At 39.3% G+C, this 19,053-nt stretch carries 17 protein-coding genes and 1 tRNA gene; 7 read left to right on the forward strand and 11 right to left on the reverse strand.

Annotation, left to right across the window (positions count from 1 at the left end; translation table 11 throughout):
- Window positions 1–19: 19 nt before the first annotated feature.
- The 3 genes from nrdA (at window position 20) to yfaE (ending at window position 3,778) form a co-directional block, all read left to right on the forward strand.
- Window positions 20–2,302 (forward strand): class 1a ribonucleoside-diphosphate reductase subunit alpha, encoded by a 2,283-nt coding sequence (gene nrdA / locus PUND_RS10200; RefSeq protein ID WP_010389918.1) that lies wholly within the window; start codon window positions 20–22, stop codon window positions 2,300–2,302.
- 73 nt (window positions 2,303–2,375) lie between these two features.
- Complete coding sequence (gene nrdB, locus PUND_RS10205; protein WP_010389917.1) at window positions 2,376–3,506, forward strand: class Ia ribonucleoside-diphosphate reductase subunit beta; 1,131 nt, start codon at window positions 2,376–2,378, stop codon at window positions 3,504–3,506.
- A complete protein-coding gene (gene yfaE, locus PUND_RS10210) occupies window positions 3,506–3,778 on the forward strand; it encodes a class I ribonucleotide reductase maintenance protein YfaE (RefSeq protein WP_010389916.1) in 273 nt (90 codons plus the stop codon). The genes nrdB and yfaE overlap by 1 nt, the downstream gene beginning before the upstream one ends.
- Before the next feature lie 114 nt (window positions 3,779–3,892).
- Here yfaE and PUND_RS10215 read toward each other — a convergent pair whose 3' ends face one another.
- The 3 genes from PUND_RS10215 to PUND_RS10225 all read right to left on the reverse strand — a co-directional run bounded on the left by PUND_RS10215 (window position 3,893) and on the right by PUND_RS10225 (window position 5,539).
- Window positions 3,893–4,489, reverse strand: a complete 597-nt coding sequence (locus tag PUND_RS10215; protein ID WP_010389915.1) for a DUF1287 domain-containing protein — start codon at window positions 4,487–4,489, stop codon at window positions 3,893–3,895.
- A 23-nt stretch (window positions 4,490–4,512) separates the two neighbouring features.
- Window positions 4,513–4,986 (reverse strand): hypothetical protein, encoded by a 474-nt coding sequence (locus PUND_RS10220; RefSeq protein ID WP_010389914.1) that lies wholly within the window; start codon window positions 4,984–4,986, stop codon window positions 4,513–4,515.
- A 127-nt stretch (window positions 4,987–5,113) separates the two neighbouring features.
- Window positions 5,114–5,539: a tetratricopeptide repeat protein gene (locus PUND_RS10225; RefSeq protein ID WP_010389912.1), complete on the reverse strand. Its 426-nt coding sequence runs from the start codon at window positions 5,537–5,539 to the stop codon at window positions 5,114–5,116.
- A gap of 207 nt (window positions 5,540–5,746) precedes the next feature.
- On the opposite strand from PUND_RS10225, the gene PUND_RS10230 reads away from it, so the two are divergent.
- A complete protein-coding gene (locus tag PUND_RS10230) occupies window positions 5,747–6,136 on the forward strand; it encodes a YkgJ family cysteine cluster protein (RefSeq protein WP_010389911.1) in 390 nt (129 codons plus the stop codon).
- Between the two features lie 151 nt (window positions 6,137–6,287).
- Window positions 6,288–8,687 (forward strand): TonB-dependent receptor, encoded by a 2,400-nt coding sequence (locus PUND_RS10235; RefSeq protein ID WP_010389910.1) that lies wholly within the window; start codon window positions 6,288–6,290, stop codon window positions 8,685–8,687.
- Window positions 8,688–8,776: 89 nt separating this feature from the next.
- On the opposite strand, the gene PUND_RS10240 is transcribed toward PUND_RS10235, so the two are convergent.
- The 7 genes from PUND_RS10240 to PUND_RS10270 form a co-directional block, all read right to left on the reverse strand.
- Complete coding sequence (locus tag PUND_RS10240; RefSeq protein WP_008112467.1) at window positions 8,777–9,394, reverse strand: BamJ family beta-barrel-assembly machinery protein; 618 nt, start codon at window positions 9,392–9,394, stop codon at window positions 8,777–8,779.
- Between the two features lie 69 nt (window positions 9,395–9,463).
- Window positions 9,464–9,787 (reverse strand): hypothetical protein, encoded by a 324-nt coding sequence (locus PUND_RS10245; protein WP_010389909.1) that lies wholly within the window; start codon window positions 9,785–9,787, stop codon window positions 9,464–9,466.
- A gap of 114 nt (window positions 9,788–9,901) precedes the next feature.
- A tRNA-Ser gene (locus PUND_RS10250) sits at window positions 9,902–9,992 on the reverse strand.
- Between the two features lie 106 nt (window positions 9,993–10,098).
- Window positions 10,099–10,476, reverse strand: coding sequence for a hypothetical protein (locus PUND_RS10255; RefSeq protein WP_041709037.1), 378 nt, complete (start codon window positions 10,474–10,476; stop codon window positions 10,099–10,101).
- Window positions 10,477–10,679: 203 nt separating this feature from the next.
- Window positions 10,680–11,228 carry an NAD(P)H nitroreductase gene (locus tag PUND_RS10260; protein WP_010389907.1) on the reverse strand — a complete coding sequence of 183 codons (549 nt, stop codon included), beginning with the start codon at window positions 11,226–11,228 and terminating at the stop codon, window positions 10,680–10,682.
- 110 nt (window positions 11,229–11,338) lie between these two features.
- Window positions 11,339–12,028 carry an HvfX family Cu-binding RiPP maturation protein gene (locus PUND_RS10265; RefSeq protein WP_010389906.1) on the reverse strand — a complete coding sequence of 230 codons (690 nt, stop codon included), beginning with the start codon at window positions 12,026–12,028 and terminating at the stop codon, window positions 11,339–11,341.
- 89 nt (window positions 12,029–12,117) lie between these two features.
- Window positions 12,118–14,079 (reverse strand): oxidoreductase, encoded by a 1,962-nt coding sequence (locus tag PUND_RS10270; RefSeq protein ID WP_010389905.1) that lies wholly within the window; start codon window positions 14,077–14,079, stop codon window positions 12,118–12,120.
- A gap of 297 nt (window positions 14,080–14,376) precedes the next feature.
- On the opposite strand from PUND_RS10270, the gene sppA reads away from it, so the two are divergent.
- Both sppA and ansA read left to right on the forward strand, forming a co-directional pair.
- A complete protein-coding gene (sppA, locus tag PUND_RS10275) occupies window positions 14,377–16,242 on the forward strand; it encodes a signal peptide peptidase SppA (protein ID WP_010389903.1) in 1,866 nt (621 codons plus the stop codon).
- Window positions 16,243–16,312: 70 nt separating this feature from the next.
- Window positions 16,313–17,323, forward strand: coding sequence for an asparaginase (ansA, locus tag PUND_RS10280; RefSeq protein WP_010389901.1), 1,011 nt, complete (start codon window positions 16,313–16,315; stop codon window positions 17,321–17,323).
- Window positions 17,324–17,389: 66 nt separating this feature from the next.
- Here the strand turns inward: ansA and gndA are convergent, their stop codons facing one another.
- Window positions 17,390–18,763 (reverse strand): NADP-dependent phosphogluconate dehydrogenase, encoded by a 1,374-nt coding sequence (gndA, locus tag PUND_RS10285; protein WP_010389900.1) that lies wholly within the window; start codon window positions 18,761–18,763, stop codon window positions 17,390–17,392.
- Between the last annotated feature and the right edge of the window lie 290 nt (window positions 18,764–19,053).

A 19,053-nucleotide genomic window follows, 5' to 3' on the forward strand; every position in this document is an offset into this window, starting at 1 on the left:
AAGGAATACAGGCAAAACTATGAACCAACAGTTATCTGTAAGCAAACGTGACGGCCGTAAAGAGCCACTTGATCTAGACAAGATCCATCGCGTTATTGAATGGGCCGCCGAAGGTTTAAACAACGTTTCGGTTTCACAAGTTGAACTTAAATCACATATTCAATTTTATGACGGTATTCGTACTAAAGATATTCATGAGACGATTATCAAAGCCGCTGCGGATCAGATCTCAAAAGAATCACCTGATTATCAGTATCTTGCTGCTCGTTTAGCTGTATTCCATTTACGTAAAAAAGCGTATGGCCAATTTGAGCCACCGCGTCTTTTTGACCACGTTACTAACATGGTTGAACAAAAACGCTACGACGCCCATTTGCTTGTTGATTACACAGAGCAAGAACTTGATGAACTAGATACTTACTTAGATCATTCACGCGATCTTAACTTTAGCTACGCAGCAGTAAAGCAGCTTGAAGGTAAATACTTAGTACAAAACCGTGTAACCGGTGAAATTTACGAAAGCGCGCAGTTTTTATATATATTAGTAGCAGCAAGCTTATTCTCAGATTATCCACGTGAAACGCGTATTGATTACATCAAACGTTTTTACGATGCGGTTTCACTATTTAAAATTTCTTTACCTACACCAATTATGTCGGGTGTGCGTACGCCAACGCGTCAGTTTAGCTCATGTGTACTGATTGAGTGTGGCGACAGCTTAGATTCAATTAATGCGACTTCATCAGCCATTGTTAAATACGTTTCTCAACGTGCTGGTATTGGTATAAATGCCGGACGTATTCGTGCATTAGGTAGCCCTATTCGTAACGGCGAAGCGTACCACACAGGCTGTATTCCGTTTTATAAGCACTTTCAAACAGCGGTTAAAAGCTGTTCGCAAGGCGGTGTACGTGGCGGTGCAGCTACTTTATTCTACCCGCTTTGGCACTTAGAAGTAGAAAATCTGCTGGTACTTAAAAATAACCGTGGTGTTGATGATAACCGCGTACGTCATCTAGATTATGGTGTGCAGTTTAATAAACTAATGTATTCTCGTTTAATTAAAGACGATTACATTACCTTATTTAGCCCTTCAGACGTGCCGGGCCTTTACGATGCATTCTTTGAAGATCAAGATGAATTTGATGCACTTTATGTAAAATATGAGCAAGACGAGTCAATTCGTAAAAAACGCATTAAAGCCATTGAACTGTTTTCTATGTTTGCTCAAGAACGTGCCAGCACCGGTCGTATTTACTTGCAGAACGTTGACCACTGTAATACACACAGTCCGTTTATCTCAAAAGTGGCGCCTATACGTCAATCTAACTTATGTTTAGAAATTGCGTTACCGACTAAGCCTCTTAGCAACGTGAATGACGAAGAAGGTGAAATTGCACTTTGTACATTATCTGCGTTTAACTTAGGTGCCATTGAGTCTTTAGATGAACTAGAAGAGTTAGCTGAGCTTGCAGTACGTGCACTTGATAACCTACTTGATTTCCAAGACTACCCTGTACCTGCAGCTAAAAATGCCACTATGGGGCGTCGTACGCTAGGCATAGGTGTTATTAACTACGCCTATTACTTAGCTAAAAACGGTAAGCGTTATTCAGATGGCAGCGCAAATGCACTCACGCACAAAACGTTTGAAGCAATTCAGTACTACCTAATGAAGGCATCTAACGAACTTGCTAAAGAGCGTGGAGCATGTCCTAAATTTAACGAAACTACATACTCGCAAGGTATTATGCCAACCGATACGTACAAACGTGATTTAGACAAAATTTGTGATGAACCACTGCATCTTGATTGGGATACATTACGTGCCAGCATTAAAGAGCATGGTATGCGTAACTCCACGCTGAGCGCATTAATGCCATCAGAAACGTCATCGCAAATCTCAAATGCAACTAATGGCATCGAGCCACCGCGTGGTCACATTAGTGTTAAAGCAAGTAAAGACGGTATTTTAAAGCAAGTTGTTCCTGACTACGAACGCCTTAAAGATAACTACGAATTACTGTGGGATATTCCATCAAACGATGGTTACTTACAATTAGTAGGCATAATGCAGAAATTTATCGACCAAACAATTTCAGCAAATACTAATTATGATCCAAATAGATACGAAGGCGGTAGAGTACCTATGAAAGTCTTATTAAAAGACTTACTTGGTGCATACAAACTAGGTGTTAAAACACTTTACTACCATAATACCCGCGATGGCGCATCAGATGCTCAAGAAGACACTCCAGAAGTGGAAGATGATGATTGTGCAGGCGGCGCGTGTAAAATTTAATAGTTAAACTTAAAGCGGGCGCCTTGCCCGCTTTGTCCTGATAGTCTTAGTGATAGTTTTTTGAGTGATAAACATGTCTTATACTACTTTTAGCAGAAATCATAATAACCAAATGCAAGAGCCAATGTTTTTTGGTCAAACCGTTAACGTGTCACGTTACGATCAACAAAAATACCCTATTTTTGAAAAACTAATTGAAAAACAATTGTCTTTCTTTTGGCGACCTGAAGAAGTTGATGTAAGTAAAGACCGTTTAGACTTTCAAGCGCTTCCCGAACACGAAAAGCATATATTTTTAAGCAACTTAAAATACCAAACGTTGCTTGATAGTGTTCAAGGCCGCTCACCTAACGTAGCATTACTTCCTATCGTATCAATTCCTGAACTAGAAACATGGATTGAGACATGGGCGTTTAGTGAAACTATTCATAGTCGTTCGTACACCCATATTATTCGTAACGTAACTCAAGCGCCTGAACTCATTTTTGATGATATTGTTAGCAATGACAAAATTAGTGAGCGTGCCGATGCGGTAACTACTTATTATGATGACCTAATCAATTCTGTATCGCTTTACAACCTATACGGTGAAGGCAAACACGAAATTAATGGCCAAACCGTGGTAGTTAATTTATTTGAGCTGAAAAAGAAATTGTACCTGGCAATGATGTCAGTGAACATTTTAGAAGCCATTCGCTTTTATGTGAGTTTTGCCTGTTCATTTGCGTTTGCCGAGCGTGAATTGATGGAAGGTAATGCTAAAATTATAAAGCTTATTGCCCGCGATGAAGCACTTCACCTTTCAGGTACTCAGCATATTTTAAATATCATGCAAGATGGCAAAGATGACCCTGAAATGGCGATTGTTGCCGCACAATGCCGTGAAGAAGCAATTAAGATGTTTGTTGAAGCCGCAGAGCAAGAAAAAGAATGGGCCGAGTACCTATTCAAAGATGGCTCGATGATTGGTTTGAATAAACACATTCTATGTCAGTACGTTGAATATATTACCAATGCGCGTATGACCGCGATTGGTCTGCCTGCACAGTTTGAAAACAACAGTAACCCTATTCCATGGATCAACTCATGGTTAGTGTCGGATAACGTGCAAGTTGCTCCCCAAGAAGCCGAAATAAGCTCATACTTAGTTGGTCAGATTGATTCACAAGTAGATGCCGATGAATTTGGTGACTTTGATTTATAATGACTGATAGAACGACTGCAAGTATCATGCTTGCAGATAACAGCCAGCGCATTGATTTTGCCGCTGGCTGCCCTTCTCTTTTACATTGCCTAGAATCGAATAAGATTGATGCCGCTTACCAATGCCGTGAGGGATATTGCGGTGCGTGTCGAGCAACACTTGTCTCTGGTGAAGTTAATTATAATGAAGAGCCGTTAGCGTTTGTTCGCGATGGTGAAATACTCTTGTGTTGCTGCAAACCAAATGGTGATATCAGTATTAATTTAAAGTAACTAACTCACATTAAGCGTATTTAACAGCACGAGAATAATATAAAACAGCTAGGTTTGTACCAAACCTGTTTGCCGTGTTTTTAAACTCAAACACGCCTACTAGTACAGTGTTATTTACTCTGAATATTCTGCAGGCACAAATCGGTAATGACCCGTAATTGTATACGCAAAAAGCATATCGCTCATTTCTGGTCCACGACCAATATTATGCACAATAAGCTGGTTGCCGCTGCCCTGCGCTATTTCATTAACGACCATACCAATATGCGGTAAATTACCTGGCAGCATCCAAGTAACTATGTCACCGGCTTTATAATCCTCTGCATTAAGCGATTTAGTTAACACTTTTGCATGGCGCTCAAAGTAAACTTGTAAGTTAGGTACACGTCGATGGTCAATGTTTTTATCTGGCTTGGTTAATCCCCAAATACGTTTGGAAGGATATACGCGAAAATTATCCTGCATGTCTTCATGTACTAATTTTTGCAAATCAATACCAAGCTGTCGGTACGACCTAATTAAAACATCGGTACACACACCAATATTAGCGGGCACATCACCACCTGGGTACTCAAGCTTATGATAGGCGCCATCGTAAGTTACTGGTTGTGTTGTTCTATGGATTAATGCATTAACGATATCATCATCAAAAGAGCTCGCCTGCACATGAAAAGCAAATAGGGCTAGTGGATAGAGAAAAAAACGTGACATATAAATTCCTTTTATAATTTTAACTAAAGCTGTTGAATAATATAATCAGGAATATTAAATTTATTTCCATTACTGGTATAGTGCGCATCAAGTTCATAGGCCATTATTTCAAGTGGGGCATCATTGTAACCAAACGTTTGGATTTCATTGATGTAGCGCATTATAAAGGCGTGCACGCTGAGTTCACGCCATTGAACTACATGAACAAGCTCATGAAAATGTACTCTTAAATTATGCACAGCGTTAGGTAATATATAATATGTATTTTTATAAGTTATTCCAGCTACATCCATATCAATAAAATTGCTTAAACCAAGTTCACGTAAACCTGTAAAGTCAGGTTTAGGAATTTTATCAACAACTACATAAAATGCAGTTTTCAAAAATTCATTTGGGTAAAAGCCCTCAAACTCGCTAGCAAATTTTTCACAGCATATTCTTTGATTTGCATACTCGCTATTCGTTTTATCAATCCATTGTTCTATTTGCGCTAGCATTTTTTCTCCAAAAATTACTCGGTAAGTTATTTATAAATATTTTATGAAGTTGAACTTTATCTTCTTCATAAAAAAGCGCCAAGTGTAAACTACTGGCGCTGATTATTAATAATCACTATAAAGTTGCCTAACCTTCTTCTTCAACCAGTGACTCTAATAGTTCATGGATCTCTGACTTTAATTCTTTATCTTCAATTTTATTCGCACTGACTTTAGCATCTTGTAGGTTTTTAATCGCCGCTTCTTTGTCACCCAACTCAAGCTGTAAAGTAGCCATAGAAAATGCAACCGACGACATATGATCTTTGTTATTGATTTCAATCGACTTCTGTAATGCTTTTTCATAAGTCTCAATAGCGTCTTCTAGCTCTTCGGTAAAATCTGCTAAAGTTTCCCACTGTACAGGGTGATCTTTAGCGGTATTTTCGTTTTCAATACAAATTGCTTTGAGCTCTGCATATAAAGATTCGAATTGTTTAGTATCATTCTTATTGGCAGCTGCCATCAGCTTTTCTGCTAAATCGTGAACCGCTTTGTATACTTTAGTATTCATAATTACTCGCTACCTTAATTAATGCGCCTTTTTAATTTTTTACAGCGCTGTATCCGAAACATATGTCTTAATAGTACATTATTATTAAGCGCCGCGTTGTTACAAAAGTATAATAAGCAACAATAAACGCTGTTTAGTTTATTGACGTGGATATTAGGGTGCTACACTTAATGCCTACTATAAAAAGCAACAGTTAATATCTACCCTATGCAAAATTGCAATCAATGCGGTAAGTGCTGCACAAAATACGGTGCGGCAGATTTAGATACTAATCAGGATGAAATTCAAATGTGGGCTTTATTCAACCCTGAAATATTTCAATACGTTAAAAACGATAAATTATGGTTTGACCCAACAACGGGTGAGCAATTAACGCAATGCCCATTTTTAGAGCTTGCCAATAAAGCATCTCCTGAAGAAAAAGATAAATATACTTGCAGTATTTATCATGACCGACCCCAAGATTGCAGGCATTATCCAAGCTTAATTTCAGAAATGATAAACGATGAATGTGAAATGCTTGAACCAGTTGATAAGCAAAATCATTTTAGAGCACAAAAAAAGTTAGACATACTGATGATAGACAGCCGCTCCTAAATTTAACTGTAATAATGCCGTGCTAAATTAAATTTATCGCTCTCTTGTGTTATTCAACGCAAATTTTAAAGTTATAGTATAACATTGTTGATAGCATAATTTTGTAGTGTTATATTATATCACAACATAACAACCACGAATTGAAGTAACTATGACTAAGCTAACACTCATATCCTCAGCACTACTGTCTGTTTTGTGTTCTCACTCTGCACTTGCAGCGACGATTAACGGCACGGTAACAGATACAAAAAAGCAACCCATTGCCAATGCCACGATTCATGTTCATGGTAAGTCAAAAAGCGTGCAAAGTAATGCACAAGGCCAGTTTAGTATCGACATAGATGCTAAAAGTCAATTACATATCAGTAAAGATAACTACCTAGATTCTCGTATATCGCTTGAAAATACAGACAACACTATTAATGTTACTTTAAAGCCAACTTCGGTTGAAACTGTTGTTGTATATGCCTCAGCCCTGCATAAAAATAGCTTAGAAATGATTTCACCAGTAAGTGTGCTATCAGGCGATGAGCTAAAAAATAAAGCTAAGCCGACGCTAGGTGAGACACTTAAAGGCATACCTGGCGTTAATGCTAGTTATTTTGGCCCTGTTTCATCAAGTCCGATTATCCGCGGCCTAGGTGGTCCTCGAGTTAAAATTACTCAAAATGGTTTGGATAGCAGCGATGCGTCTCGCATTGGACCTGATCACGCTACATCAAGTGACAGTCTAGCGGCAGAGCAAATTGAAGTGTTACGTGGCCCAAGCACCCTACTTTATGGCTCTGGTGCTATTGGCGGTGTAGTGAATGTGGTTGATAACCGTATTCCAACCAATAACATTGACTCTTTATCTGGGGCAGCACAATACACGCACGATACAGTTTCAAATGCGAATACATTCGCAGCAAAACTAGAAACTGGCAGCGATAACTTTAATTTCCATTTTGATGGTACTAAACGCAGCGGTGATGATTACCAAACACCTCGTTTTAATTTACCGGATGAACATGAAGAAGGTGAAGTACATGTTGAAGGCGATGAAGAAACAGCTACTTCAGTTGAAAATACCTTTATAGACAGTGAAACAGTTAATTTTGGTACTAGCTATGTGGGTGAGCATTTAACCGTTGGATTTTCATACGGTAATATCGAAACAGACTATGGTATTCCAGGCCATTCACATGCTCATAATGAACACGATCATACACATGAAGAAGCAGGCGAGCATGAAGAACACGAAGGTGAAGAACATGCAGAAACACCTGTTTATGCTCATTTAGAACAAGACCGTTGGCAGGGGCTGGTAAGTTATGCATTTCATGATAACTGGATTGAGTCAATCAACCTACGTGTTGGTTACACAGACTATACCCATAGTGAAATTGAAGACGGCGCTATTGGCACCACTTTTAGTAATGAAACCACTGAAGCACGTTTAAACGTAGAGCATCAATTAAGCCAATGGCATGGCATGATTGGCTATCACTATAGTGAGTCTGATTATGACGCGATTGGTGAAGAAGCGTTTACACCTGCAAGTATCACGACGACTCATGCGCTATATTTACTTGAAGAACGCAAGTTTGGTGACGTCACCGTAGAACTTGGCGCCCGTTTAGAAGATTATGAGATAAAAAGTGATGTGGATACACATCAGCATAGCCATGATGACGAACCTGCATCAGCAGATGAAACTGTTAACTACACCCAAAGCTTTACTAATCTAAGTGCCTCAGCAGGTGCAATTTGGGAGTATATGCCAAGTCACAACCTAGCCGTTAGTTTGTCACATTCAGAGCGTGCACCACTTTCAGCGGAGCTACTCTCTAATGGTGTGCATATTGCTACTGGGACTTACGAACTTGGTTTGGGTTACCATATTGAAGGTAACGAAGCGCATTTTGAGCCTGAAGAAATTAAACAAGAAACATCAACTAATCTAGATATTAGTTTACGTCGCTTTAGTGGAGACTTTGGTTACACTGTCAACTTCTTCTATAACGACATTAAAAACTTTTATTATCAGCAAAACACAGGATTAGTGTTTGATGAAATGGATGGTTTTGAACCTGCTGCCATTGGTCACAGTGACGCAATTGATGTTTATCAGTTCACAAGTAAAGATGCTGAGCTGTATGGTTTTGAATTTGATGTACATTATCAAATAAACCCCAGCGCCATGGTAAAAGTATTTGGTGATTCTACTCGCGCCAAACTAAAAGATAATGAAGGAAATTTACCACGCATTCCTGCTAATAAATTGGGTTCAGAACTGCAATACACCCTAGGTAGCGCACAATTTACCTTAACAGGAACACATTATTTTGAGCAAAATGATATTAGTGCATACGAAACAGCAACAGATGGCTATACATTGATTGATTTACAAGCCAATTATCAGCTTGATTTAGGTACCGTTGACACACAGCTTTACCTAAGTGTTGATAACATTACTGATGAACTTGGTTTTGTACACAGCTCGTTTATTAAAGACACCGCGCCACTTCCTGGCCGTAACTTCCAATTTGGAGTAAGAGGCTACTTTTAAACAAAGATCAGTTTAATGAGACAATAAAAAACCGCATTCATATTAATGAATGCGGTTTTTTCATAACTAAAATGTTATGTACGTTCTAATTAAAGAATTGCGTGTAACTCAACGTCGAATACAAGTGTTGAGTAAGGTGCGATTGCTGCACCGGCACCACGTTCACCATAAGCAAGCTCATGAGGAACGTATAAGCGCCACTTAGTACCTACTGGCATCATTTGTAATGCTTCAGTCCAACCTTTGATCACGCCGCCCACTGGGAATTCAGCAGGTTGACCGCGCTCGTATGAGCTGTCAAAAACAGTACCGTTTACTAAAGTACCGTGGTAATCAACACGTACTGTAGACTCAGCAGTTGGCTTCTCGCCTTCACCTGTTGCAAGTACTTCGTACTGAAGACCTGACTCAGTTACTGTAATTTCAGGACGTTTTGCGTTTTCTTCTAAAAATGCAATTCCTTCAGCAGCGAGTACTTTAGCTTCTTCTTCACGACGAGCTTGGATCTCTTCGTTAATTTTTTCAAATGCAGCTTGGATCTCAGGGATCTCAACTTGAAAAGCACTGCCTGCATACGCATCTTTCATGCCTTCAAATACTGAATTTAAGTTTAAACCTTCAAAAGGATTAGCCTTAAGTTGCTCACCCATTTGTAAGCCAATACCGTAACTTGCTTTTTCAGCATCTGTAGTAAAATTATCTGACATAATGTGTTATTCACGTTTTGTTAGTTAAAAGACCCGTATATGCTATCACAAAATAAAAGGTCTTTGGTGCTAGTTTTTATTGAGTTTTTCTTTAATTAAACCAATAGCAAAGGTACACACAGGCAAACTGAGCAAAATTCCAACAAGTAAGCTCATCGACAATAATCCAGCCACACCGACCAGTAAAAGAGGCACAGCTACTAAACCGATAATGCCAATATAAAACGCGCCCCATACAGGCCAATAATTATCGTATTTTGTAATTAAATGCCCCGATAAAATATTAAACCCGATGCCATATAATAAGGTCATTATTAGTGCGTCGTCTGGATATGCATCAATAGCCATTTTTTGTAATAACGATATGGCGCTTTGGTAACAATAACCAAACACAGTCCATAGAAGAATGTGCTTAAGTAAACGTTTAGAAAAGGATAATTCCGGGGACTGTGACATTATAAAGCTCCAGATAGCAAAAAACCGCCAATAAGGCGGTTTTTTAAATAATGGTGGAGAGATAGGGATTTGAACCCTAGAGGGGCTATAAACCCCTGCCGGTTTTCAAGACCGGTGCATTCGACCACTCTGCCATCTCTCCGTACGGCGCGCATAATAAGATCATACGCTTAGCTTGTAAAGCCCTATTTTAATAAAACCGGCTAAATAGTTAAATATAAACCGCTTTAGTTAGCAATTAGCCATTATTAGTAATATTGCTTAGGCCTACGAGCAATCCAAGAGCACACTAAACAGACCAATAAGCTGGCTGTTAAAAATGCAATACTTTGAAATATTAAATCGAAGCGATTAAGGTCATCGCTCGGGATCACAACCAATACAAATGAAGGCAGTACAGTGAACAGTAAAACATAACAACATATTTTAAAAGCTCTGCCAAAATCAAACCGTTTCGATTGTTGCATCCACCAAGTTAGCAATACCAGCACCCCTATTGCTGAAGCAGCAATAAAATGCTCAGCTTGAGTGCTCATTGCAACATAAAATGTCGCAAGCGCGCCAACTACACCCCAGATTGACCAAGCAAACCAGTTTTCTTTTTCACGTAAAAATAAATTTCCCATCATTTTCGTCTTCTTTATCGTTATTATTGGTAAGACTTTCCATACATTACCAAAAAATAACCGATTAAAAAACAAACTGAAGAAGATTTATTACGTTTAGTGCTTCCGTGCGCTTCTCGCAGCTACAATATTAACCGCAGTAGTGTAACACGATTAACTTAATGAATTATGACTATATTGAATATAAAAAGTTCATACTATTTCTACAAAAAACTAAAATAATTTTCTGGTTTGTGCCTTGGTGACTTTTTGCATTCAATTACCGGCGTCCCTAAATATAAATAACCGACTATTTCATCATCATCATTTAAGTTAAGCGCCTGTTTAACACTGGGGCTTTGTGCAAAGTAACCCGTACGCCAAATACCGCCTACCCCCTGAGCGAATGCGGCTTGTTGCATTGCCAATACGCCACAACCTGCGCTTTGTACTTGTTCAATTCTAGGAACTTTTGGGTGTGGTTGATATTTTGCAATCGCAATAATAATCATGGGTGCTCTAAGCGGTAACTCCTTAGCGCGATTAATTACTTTTTCAGCCTGCTGCTCTGCTATAGCGCTTTGATAATAAATTTCACCTAACTTATGACGCGCATCACCTTGAACAATAATATATTGCCACGGTGCAATACAGCCATGATCGGGCACTCTCAACCCAGCCTGCTGAATAATGTTTAACTGCTCTTCATTAGGCCCTGGCGCTGTCAATTTTGCATCAGATTGGCGAGTGAGTAAAAGCTCAATAGCATCCATAGTGTGCTCTCAAAATTCAAAACGTAAGAGTAACATTTATAAGTAAAAAATAAACACTGCAGGCTTAAAACTACTAAGCAGATAAAATTAATGAAGCGAGTGTTTATATCCTAGTAACTATTGATGTAGGCACCGCGTTTAAACCAATAATCTAGGCTTACAAAACGCCCACCTCCGGTAAAGAATAAGCTAAGTAACATAGCAAAATAAATAGCAGAAAATTCGATGCCGTTATTTAGTATTGATGGTTTACCTTTTTCGTATAGGTAATCTTCAAAGCCATATTCTTCAACTAAGCTGCGAATTTTACCTATGCGGACTTGTACTTCTTTTGAATTTTCAAGGCTTTCTTTGGCACCAGGAACTGATAGCCAATCAAGTACTTGGGCGGCACTTGTTTGTGGATTTGTTGGCGCTATAGCAAACCAGCCGTTATGCCAGTGTACTGTTGTTGCTGCTACCACCATTGTAAACATAAGTGGAATACTCACTAAGCGCGTAAATAAACCAATAAGTAAAAACCAACCTCCTAAAAACTCACTCCAACCGGCTAAAAAAGCAAGCAAATCAGGAAACGGTAATCCTAATCCCCAGTCACTATTGCCAAACCACTGAACGACATCATCAGAGGCTAAAAACTGGTTAAAAAAACCATTAGTATCGCCACTTATTGCGAGTTTGTTATAGCCTGCAATAATCATTACAGGCGCTAAAATCAAGCGAAAAAGCAAAGCAGGCAAACCATCCAATAAAGATAATTTACCTATAATATTGTCGTAAAGTGTAATTAATTTAATCATGCGCACTCTTGTATGTTCATTGTTTATTAAGTTATAGACTATAAACAAACATGACCGCGCACAGAGCTAAATTATTTCGCCCTTAAAGATTAAATTTGCCTTGCTACTTGTAACGCTTCAAATATTGCGCGTTTAGCATCAATAGCAGCAGCGAGTTTAGCGCCACCAATAACATGCACGTTGGCGTTCTCTGCTTGTGCCTTAAATAACTCGTCGTTAGACACTTGACCAATACAGGCAATAACCGTATCAACTGGCAGTACTTGAGTTTCACCAGCAACACTAATGGTTAGGCCGTTTTTATCAAAACTATGGTATTGGCAGTCTGCAATTTGTTTAACACCATGTTGTTTGGCAACTTGACGATGGATCCAACCAGTAGTTTTACCTAAGTCACCACCAAAGCGCCCTGCACTGCGTTTTAGCATATAGAGTTGACGTTCATCTTTATGCGGCTGAGGTTCACACTCTATGCCCCATTGGGTTTTAAAGTCGCTGATGCTTTGTGATTTATGTTCACTTAAAAATGCCACCATATCAAAACCAATACCGCCTGCGCCTAATATAGCAATAGAATTACCCAGCTCTACTTCACCGCGTATAACTTCATCGTAAGCAAATACACGCTTATCATCGCTGCATTTAATCGTAGCTTCACGTGGTCTTACACCAGTTGCAAATACCACATCATCAAACTCAGCTAGCATACTGTCACTAAATGCTTTACCTAATTCAATGGTTACATTTAGACGCTTAAGTTCATTACTAAAGTAAGCTAATGTATGATTGAAGTCTTCTTTACCGGGTATTTGCATCGCTAAATTGAATTGCCCACCCATATGTTGCTTTTGGTCAATCAGGGTTACATTGTGCCCTTTTTGCGCTAAGTAACAGCTAGACGATAAACCTGCAGGCCCTGCGCCAACAACTAATACATTTTTAGCTTTCTCTGCTTTTTCTAACGGGTAATCAAGCTCAAAACCTGCTTGTGGATTTACTAAACAGGTAGCGCGCTTACCTTTAAATACATGATCTAAACAACCCTGATTACAACCAATACAAATATTAATATGCTCAGATTGCTTAGCCGCGTATTTATTAAAAAATTCAGGATCAGCTAATAATGGACGCGCCATAGAAATTAAATCAGCTTCGCCAGCATTTAAAATATCATTAGCAATCTCTGGGGTATTAATGCGGTTTACCGCAATAACAGGCACGCTAATAACATCTTTTAAACGCCTTGACGCTTCTTTAAATGCACCCGGTGGCACCATACTCGCAATTGTAGGTACGCGCGCTTCATGCCAACCAATTCCGGTATTAAAAATATCAACACCCGCTTTTTCAAGTGCAACCGCTTGTTGAGTTACTTCATCAGGGGTTGAACCATTAGGGATTAAATCTATAACGGAGAGTCTAAAAATAATTAAAAATTTATCCGATACTTTTGCTCTTACTGCTTTTACAATTTCAACGGCTAAACGCATTCTGTTTTCAAGGCTGCCGCCAAATTCGTCGTTTCGTTTATTAGTATGCGGTGCCATAAACTCATTAATCAAATAACCTTCTGAGCCCATTACTTCCACGCCATCGTAACCAGCCTTTTCAGCCAAATAAGCCGAGTGAGCAAAATCTTTAATCGTTTTCTTAATTGAACTTAAAGACATTTCCTTTGGTTTATATGGATTAATCGGAGCTTTTATAGCACTTGGTGCCTGATTAAAAGGGTGATACGCATAACGCCCAGCATGTAATAATTGCAAACATATTTTACCACCATGTTGATGAACAGCTTGCGTATATGCACGATGCTTAAATACATCGTAATAACTATTAAATGATGAAGAAATAGGCGTTAACTTACCGCGTAAGTTAGGGCTGTAGCCTCCGGTAATAAGCATCGCAGTGCCACCTTTGGCACGTGCTTCATAAAAGGCACGAAGGCGTTTGCGATTGTGCCAACCTTCTTCAAGGCCGGTATGCATTGATCCCATTACTAAACGGTTGCGTAGTTGTGTGTGTTTTAGTTCTAGTTTTTGTTCTAACATCCTGTGCCCCAATAACTGGTCTAACCTGTGTGTTTGTTCAATTCTGCTTTAATGACGCAGAATAAGCAATATACGAGCAGCTTAAACTTAAACTTTTTAATTTAAAACACCCTAAATAATCTTGTTTTATGTATAACTGTTAATTGTAAAATACGGCTAAAAGTGACATAAACATTCGTATAATCATAAGTGTAATTGAATTTATAAATGTTTCGTTACGATTTAGCAGTTAAATTAATTTATATTCTAAGCTACTATGGCAATAACGTTTTAGCTGTACGAATTTAAGGAGCTATTTTGATAGCGAAGGTATTTAAAGGTATATGGACAGGGATTAACTTCTCGCGTCGTTTAGTACTAAATTTATTATTTTTATTTTTGGTTATCATTTTCATTGTCTCAGTATCAAGTGACGGCGATAAAATCATTGTCGAAGAGGGTTCTGTCCTCAGGCTCAACCTAAACGGTCCTATTGTGGAAGAAAAAACCTACGTAGACCCTATAGAAGCGGCCATTAATGATGCAACAGCAAGCGCTGATACGCCTACTGAAATACTGCTTGATGATGTCATTGAAGTAATCAATGAGGCGTCACAAGACTCTCGTATCAGCGCAATTTTGCTTGATTTACAAGAAATGCCAAAAGCGCACTTAAATAAGCTTAAGCAAATTACAAAAGCACTTGATACATTTAAAGCAACTGGAAAAAAAGTAATTGCCTCAGGCTATTACTATACCCAAGCGCAATATTACATTGCCGCGCATGCAGACGAAATTGCGATGCACCCTTATGGTAGTGTGCTTATTGAAGGCTACGGTATGTACCCGCTTTACTTCAAAGATGCATTAGAAAAATTAGAAGTCACTCAGCATATATTTCGTGTAGGTACCTTCAAATCTGCCGTTGAACCGTTTATCAGAAACGATATGTCAGAAGCAGCTAAAGAAGCAAACCGCGTATGGTTAGGTGCTTTATGGAACGAATATAAGCAAGATGTAAGTGCGGTGCGTCCATTTGACGAATCAAATTTTGATGAAACAATGGATACTTATTTAGCCAAAATGCAGGCTGCCAATGGTGATGCGGGTAAATACGCGCTGGATAATAAATGGGTTGATTCTCTCAAAACTAATCAACAAATTCGTCAACAATTAATTGATCTAGTTGGCGCTGAGGAAGATGGTAAAACATTTAAACAAGTGTCTTTTGGTGAATACTTAAGCTTAGTTAAGCCGCCAATTGAGTTTGATAACCCAATGACAGAAAAAGTCGCTGTTGTTGTAGCTAAAGGTACCATCGTAGACGGTGAGCGTCGTGCCGGTGAGATTGGCGGTGATTCAACAGCTGCACTATTACGCAAGGCACGCCTTGACGATAAAGTAAAAGCAGTCGTTTTACGTATTGATTCTGGCGGTGGCAGCATGTTTGCCTCTGAAGTTATTCGTGCTGAAGTATTGGCACTTAAGGCCGCAGGCAAACCAGTCATTGCTTCAATGAGCTCAGTAGCTGCATCAGGTGGTTATTGGATTGCATCAGCGGCAAATGAAATTTGGGCAGCACCTAGTACGATTACCGGCTCAATCGGTGTATTTGGTACCTTTATGACCTTTGAAGATACCTTAGCTAAAATCGGTGTTTACTCTGATGGTGTAGCGACTACAGAAATGGCCGGTTTTTCAATAACTCGCCCACTAAATGAAAAAATGGCACAAGTGATTCAAATGAGTGTTGAAGAAGCTTATGAACGTTTTTTAAATGTGGTTGCCGATGCGCGTAATATGACCCCTGAGCAAGTTGATAAAATTGCCCAAGGCCGCGTTTGGATTGCATCGCAAGCTCAAGAGCTTGGTTTAGTTGACAAGCTGGGTAACAAGCAAGACGCTATCAAAGCGGCTGCAGAGCTTGCTAAACTTAACTTCTATGAAGTTAAAACAATTAAACAATCACTTAGCCCTCAAGAACAAATGCTCCAAGATATTTTTGGTAGCGCCGCGGTTAAATCAGTGCTTGGACTTGAAACACAAAAATCAGCAGTACTAGCTAGTCAAGCTAACCTGCAAAGCGTGATTAAGCAATTAAGCAGCGAAGTAGAAAACCTGAAAGATTATAACGATCCACAAGGTGTTTACGCGCGCTGTTTAGAATGTACAGTTGCACAATAATGCCCTAACAGGCTGTATTGATTAGCACTTAACGTTATACTAAGCCCAGTTTTTTTACTGGGCTTTTTTTATGAAACGTAAACGCATTTACATCGCTTATACTGGCGGTACTATAGGAATGAAAAAATCAATCCGCGGCTATATTCCTGCCGAAGGTTTTTTAACCGAAACTGTGGTTAATAACGCAGAATTTAATCGTGAAGAAATGCCATTATTCGATATTCATGAATACTGCCCACTGATTGACTCTTCAGATATGTCTCCTGCTCACTGGCAACTTATTGCTGATGACATAAAAAGTAAGTACCAAGATTACGACGGCTTTGTAGTGCTGCATGGTACAGATACCATGGCCTATACGGCATCGGCTTTATCGTTTATGTTTGAAAACTTAACAAAGCCTATTATCGTTACCGGCTCACAAATTCCGCTCTCTCAATTGCGCTCTGATGGTCAAGTTAACCTACTTAATGCCATGTATTTAGCAGCTAACTACCCGATAGCGGAAGTCAGTTTGTTTTTTAATAATCAATTATTTAGAGGCAACCGAGCAACCAAAGCGCATGCCGATGGATTTGATGCATTCGCCTCCCCTAACCTAGAGCCATTAGCGCTGTCTGGCATTAATATTCAACTGTTCAAAGGTCAGTTAAGTCCGTATGTAGAAAATGAATTACAAGTTGCGCAGATCACTCCTCAAGCCATTGGTGTATTGTATTTATACCCTGGGATCAGCAAAGAAGTGGTTAAAAGCTTAGTTAATGGCAACATTAAAGCATTGGTACTGCTGAGCTTTGGTGTGGGTAATGCACCGCAAGACCCTGAGTTTTTGGATATACTTGATGAAGCGAGTAAGCGCGGCGTTATTATCACAAACCTCACTCAATGCCTAAAAGGGCAAGTGAATATGGGCGGGTATGCCACAGGAAATGCGCTACTCAATATAGGCGTGATCAGTGGTTTTGATATGACCTTAGAAGCCTGTTTAACTAAACTGCATTATCTTTTTAGTCAAAACTTAGAGGTCGAAACGATTCGCCATTTAATGCAAGATAATTTGCGGGGTGAGTTAACTCGTTAGGTGTTCAGCAAAACGAATAACAAAAAAGGACGCTATTTAGCGTCCTTTTTATTTACTTAGATTTTATTAACGAACTTTTGCGTCAATATCAACTAAGTCAGTTAAATGACACGTTTCCCCGCTGTGAGTCTTAATGCCATGCTCACCAAAGTAATCACGCTGGGCTTGTACTAAATGCCCATTACTTGGTGTTGTTAACGTTGCTAAGTAGGTTTGTGTTGCACTTAGCACAGGGAATGCCAGACCCGTCATGACCGCTTGGCCCGTTACTTTACGCATTGCGAGTGACTCTTTTTCAAGAGTATCAATAAACTCAACACCTTGCGCTACACTGTCTAAGTAATCTGCACGAATAATACACCCTGCACGCCAGGTTTGTAGTGTTTTGGCTAAATCAACTTTCCACTGATGGGTACGTGAAGCACCTTTAATTAATGCAAGTCCTTGACGATACGCTAGTAAACTTGCAAGAGTAAATGCATCTTTCAATTCATCTAAATCAATATCAACTTGCGTGGTATTTTGCGCGCTATACGTCATCTCTTGTGCAGCAGTGGTATTGCATGCATTAGTTAAATGGCGTGCTTGAACAGCGGCTACTAATGACGGTACCGCAATACCCAATTCAAGTGCATTTTGAGCTGTCCATAAACCAGTACCTTTTGCGCCAACTTTGTTATCAATTAAGTCAACAAGGGGCACATTTTGCGAATTTTCAAGTGACAAAATATGGCTAGAAATTGACAATAAATAGCTATTTAACTGGCCTTGTGACCATTCATTAAATATCTCAGCAATTTCTTTTGGCGAGCGCTTAGTTCCATGACGAAGTAACTGATACACTTCAGCAATAAGTTGCATCAGTGCGTATTCAATTCCATTATGAACCATTTTTACAAAATGACCGCTGGCTGATTGACCAACGCGAGCAAAACACGACTCGCCTTTGTAGCTTGCAGCAACTTTTGTAAACCATGGCTCGACACGCTCCCAGCCACCTTCAGAACCACTTGCCATCATAGCTGGCCCATGACGCGCACCCTCAGCACCACCTGAAATACCCATGGTGGCAAACTCAAACTTGTCTTGGTATTTTAGCTTGCGATTAATTCCGTCTTTGTAATTACTGTTACCGCAGTCAACAATAATATCACTACATTGAACACCCGCTTCAATCAGCTCATTGCAAACCGCATCAACCAACTCACCCGCAGGTACAAGTAATAAAATAGAACGCGGTGTTTCTAAACGCCTAACCATATCCCCTAGATCAGAGACAATGTGAAGTTTGTCAGCCATGCCTTGTGACTTAGCACAGCTTAATAACTCTTCACCCGCATTTGGGTTTTTGTCATAAGCGACCAGCGTTATCCCTTTTTCAATCAAGTTCAGGGCAAGATTTTTCCCCATAACGCCTAACCCTACTAATGCAACTTGCATTTAGTGCCCTCCTCGGTAACAACTATTTGGTTAGTAAATTAAAATAATACCGCGTGCATTATACTCAGGCCTTAACCATGAGCAAAGCTACATGCATTTATTACAGTTAAAATAAACACTGCAATTATATCAAACAACCGCCCTCACAGGGGAAGAAATAGCGCTGCTATTTAAATTTTTAGATCATTGACGCCCTGTGACACCGGTGTCATAATGATGACATATTCATTTTGTATATAATAGTCGCAATGTTATAAAAATTGCCTAAAACTAAAAATTACTATTTAACC

The sequence above is a fragment of the Pseudoalteromonas undina genome, assembly GCF_000238275.3.
In the GTDB taxonomy this organism is placed as follows: domain Bacteria; phylum Pseudomonadota; class Gammaproteobacteria; order Enterobacterales; family Alteromonadaceae; genus Pseudoalteromonas; species Pseudoalteromonas undina.

Bases quoted from the DNA above. Each gene is read 5' to 3' on its own strand.
- PUND_RS10235 (WP_010389910.1), top strand. From the start codon at position 6,288: ATGACTAAGCTAACACTCATATCCTCAGCACTACTGTCTGTTTTGTGT.
- PUND_RS10260 (WP_010389907.1), bottom strand. From the start codon at position 11,228: ATGGATGCTATTGAGCTTTTACTCACTCGCCAATCTGATGCAAAATTG.
- PUND_RS10255 (WP_041709037.1), bottom strand. From the start codon at position 10,476: ATGGGAAATTTATTTTTACGTGAAAAAGAAAACTGGTTTGCTTGGTCA.
- gndA (WP_010389900.1), bottom strand. From the start codon at position 18,763: ATGCAAGTTGCATTAGTAGGGTTAGGCGTTATGGGGAAAAATCTTGCC.
- PUND_RS10215 (WP_010389915.1), bottom strand. From the start codon at position 4,489: ATGTCACGTTTTTTTCTCTATCCACTAGCCCTATTTGCTTTTCATGTG.
- yfaE (WP_010389916.1), top strand. From the start codon at position 3,506: ATGACTGATAGAACGACTGCAAGTATCATGCTTGCAGATAACAGCCAG.
- PUND_RS10225 (WP_010389912.1), bottom strand. From the start codon at position 5,539: ATGAATACTAAAGTATACAAAGCGGTTCACGATTTAGCAGAAAAGCTG.
- nrdB (WP_010389917.1), top strand. From the start codon at position 2,376: ATGTCTTATACTACTTTTAGCAGAAATCATAATAACCAAATGCAAGAG.
- ansA (WP_010389901.1), top strand. From the start codon at position 16,313: ATGAAACGTAAACGCATTTACATCGCTTATACTGGCGGTACTATAGGA.
- PUND_RS10240 (WP_008112467.1), bottom strand. From the start codon at position 9,394: ATGTCAGATAATTTTACTACAGATGCTGAAAAAGCAAGTTACGGTATT.
- PUND_RS10220 (WP_010389914.1), bottom strand. From the start codon at position 4,986: ATGCTAGCGCAAATAGAACAATGGATTGATAAAACGAATAGCGAGTAT.
- PUND_RS10265 (WP_010389906.1), bottom strand. From the start codon at position 12,028: ATGATTAAATTAATTACACTTTACGACAATATTATAGGTAAATTATCT.
- nrdA (WP_010389918.1), top strand. From the start codon at position 20: ATGAACCAACAGTTATCTGTAAGCAAACGTGACGGCCGTAAAGAGCCA.
- PUND_RS10230 (WP_010389911.1), top strand. From the start codon at position 5,747: ATGCAAAATTGCAATCAATGCGGTAAGTGCTGCACAAAATACGGTGCG.
- PUND_RS10270 (WP_010389905.1), bottom strand. From the start codon at position 14,079: ATGTTAGAACAAAAACTAGAACTAAAACACACACAACTACGCAACCGT.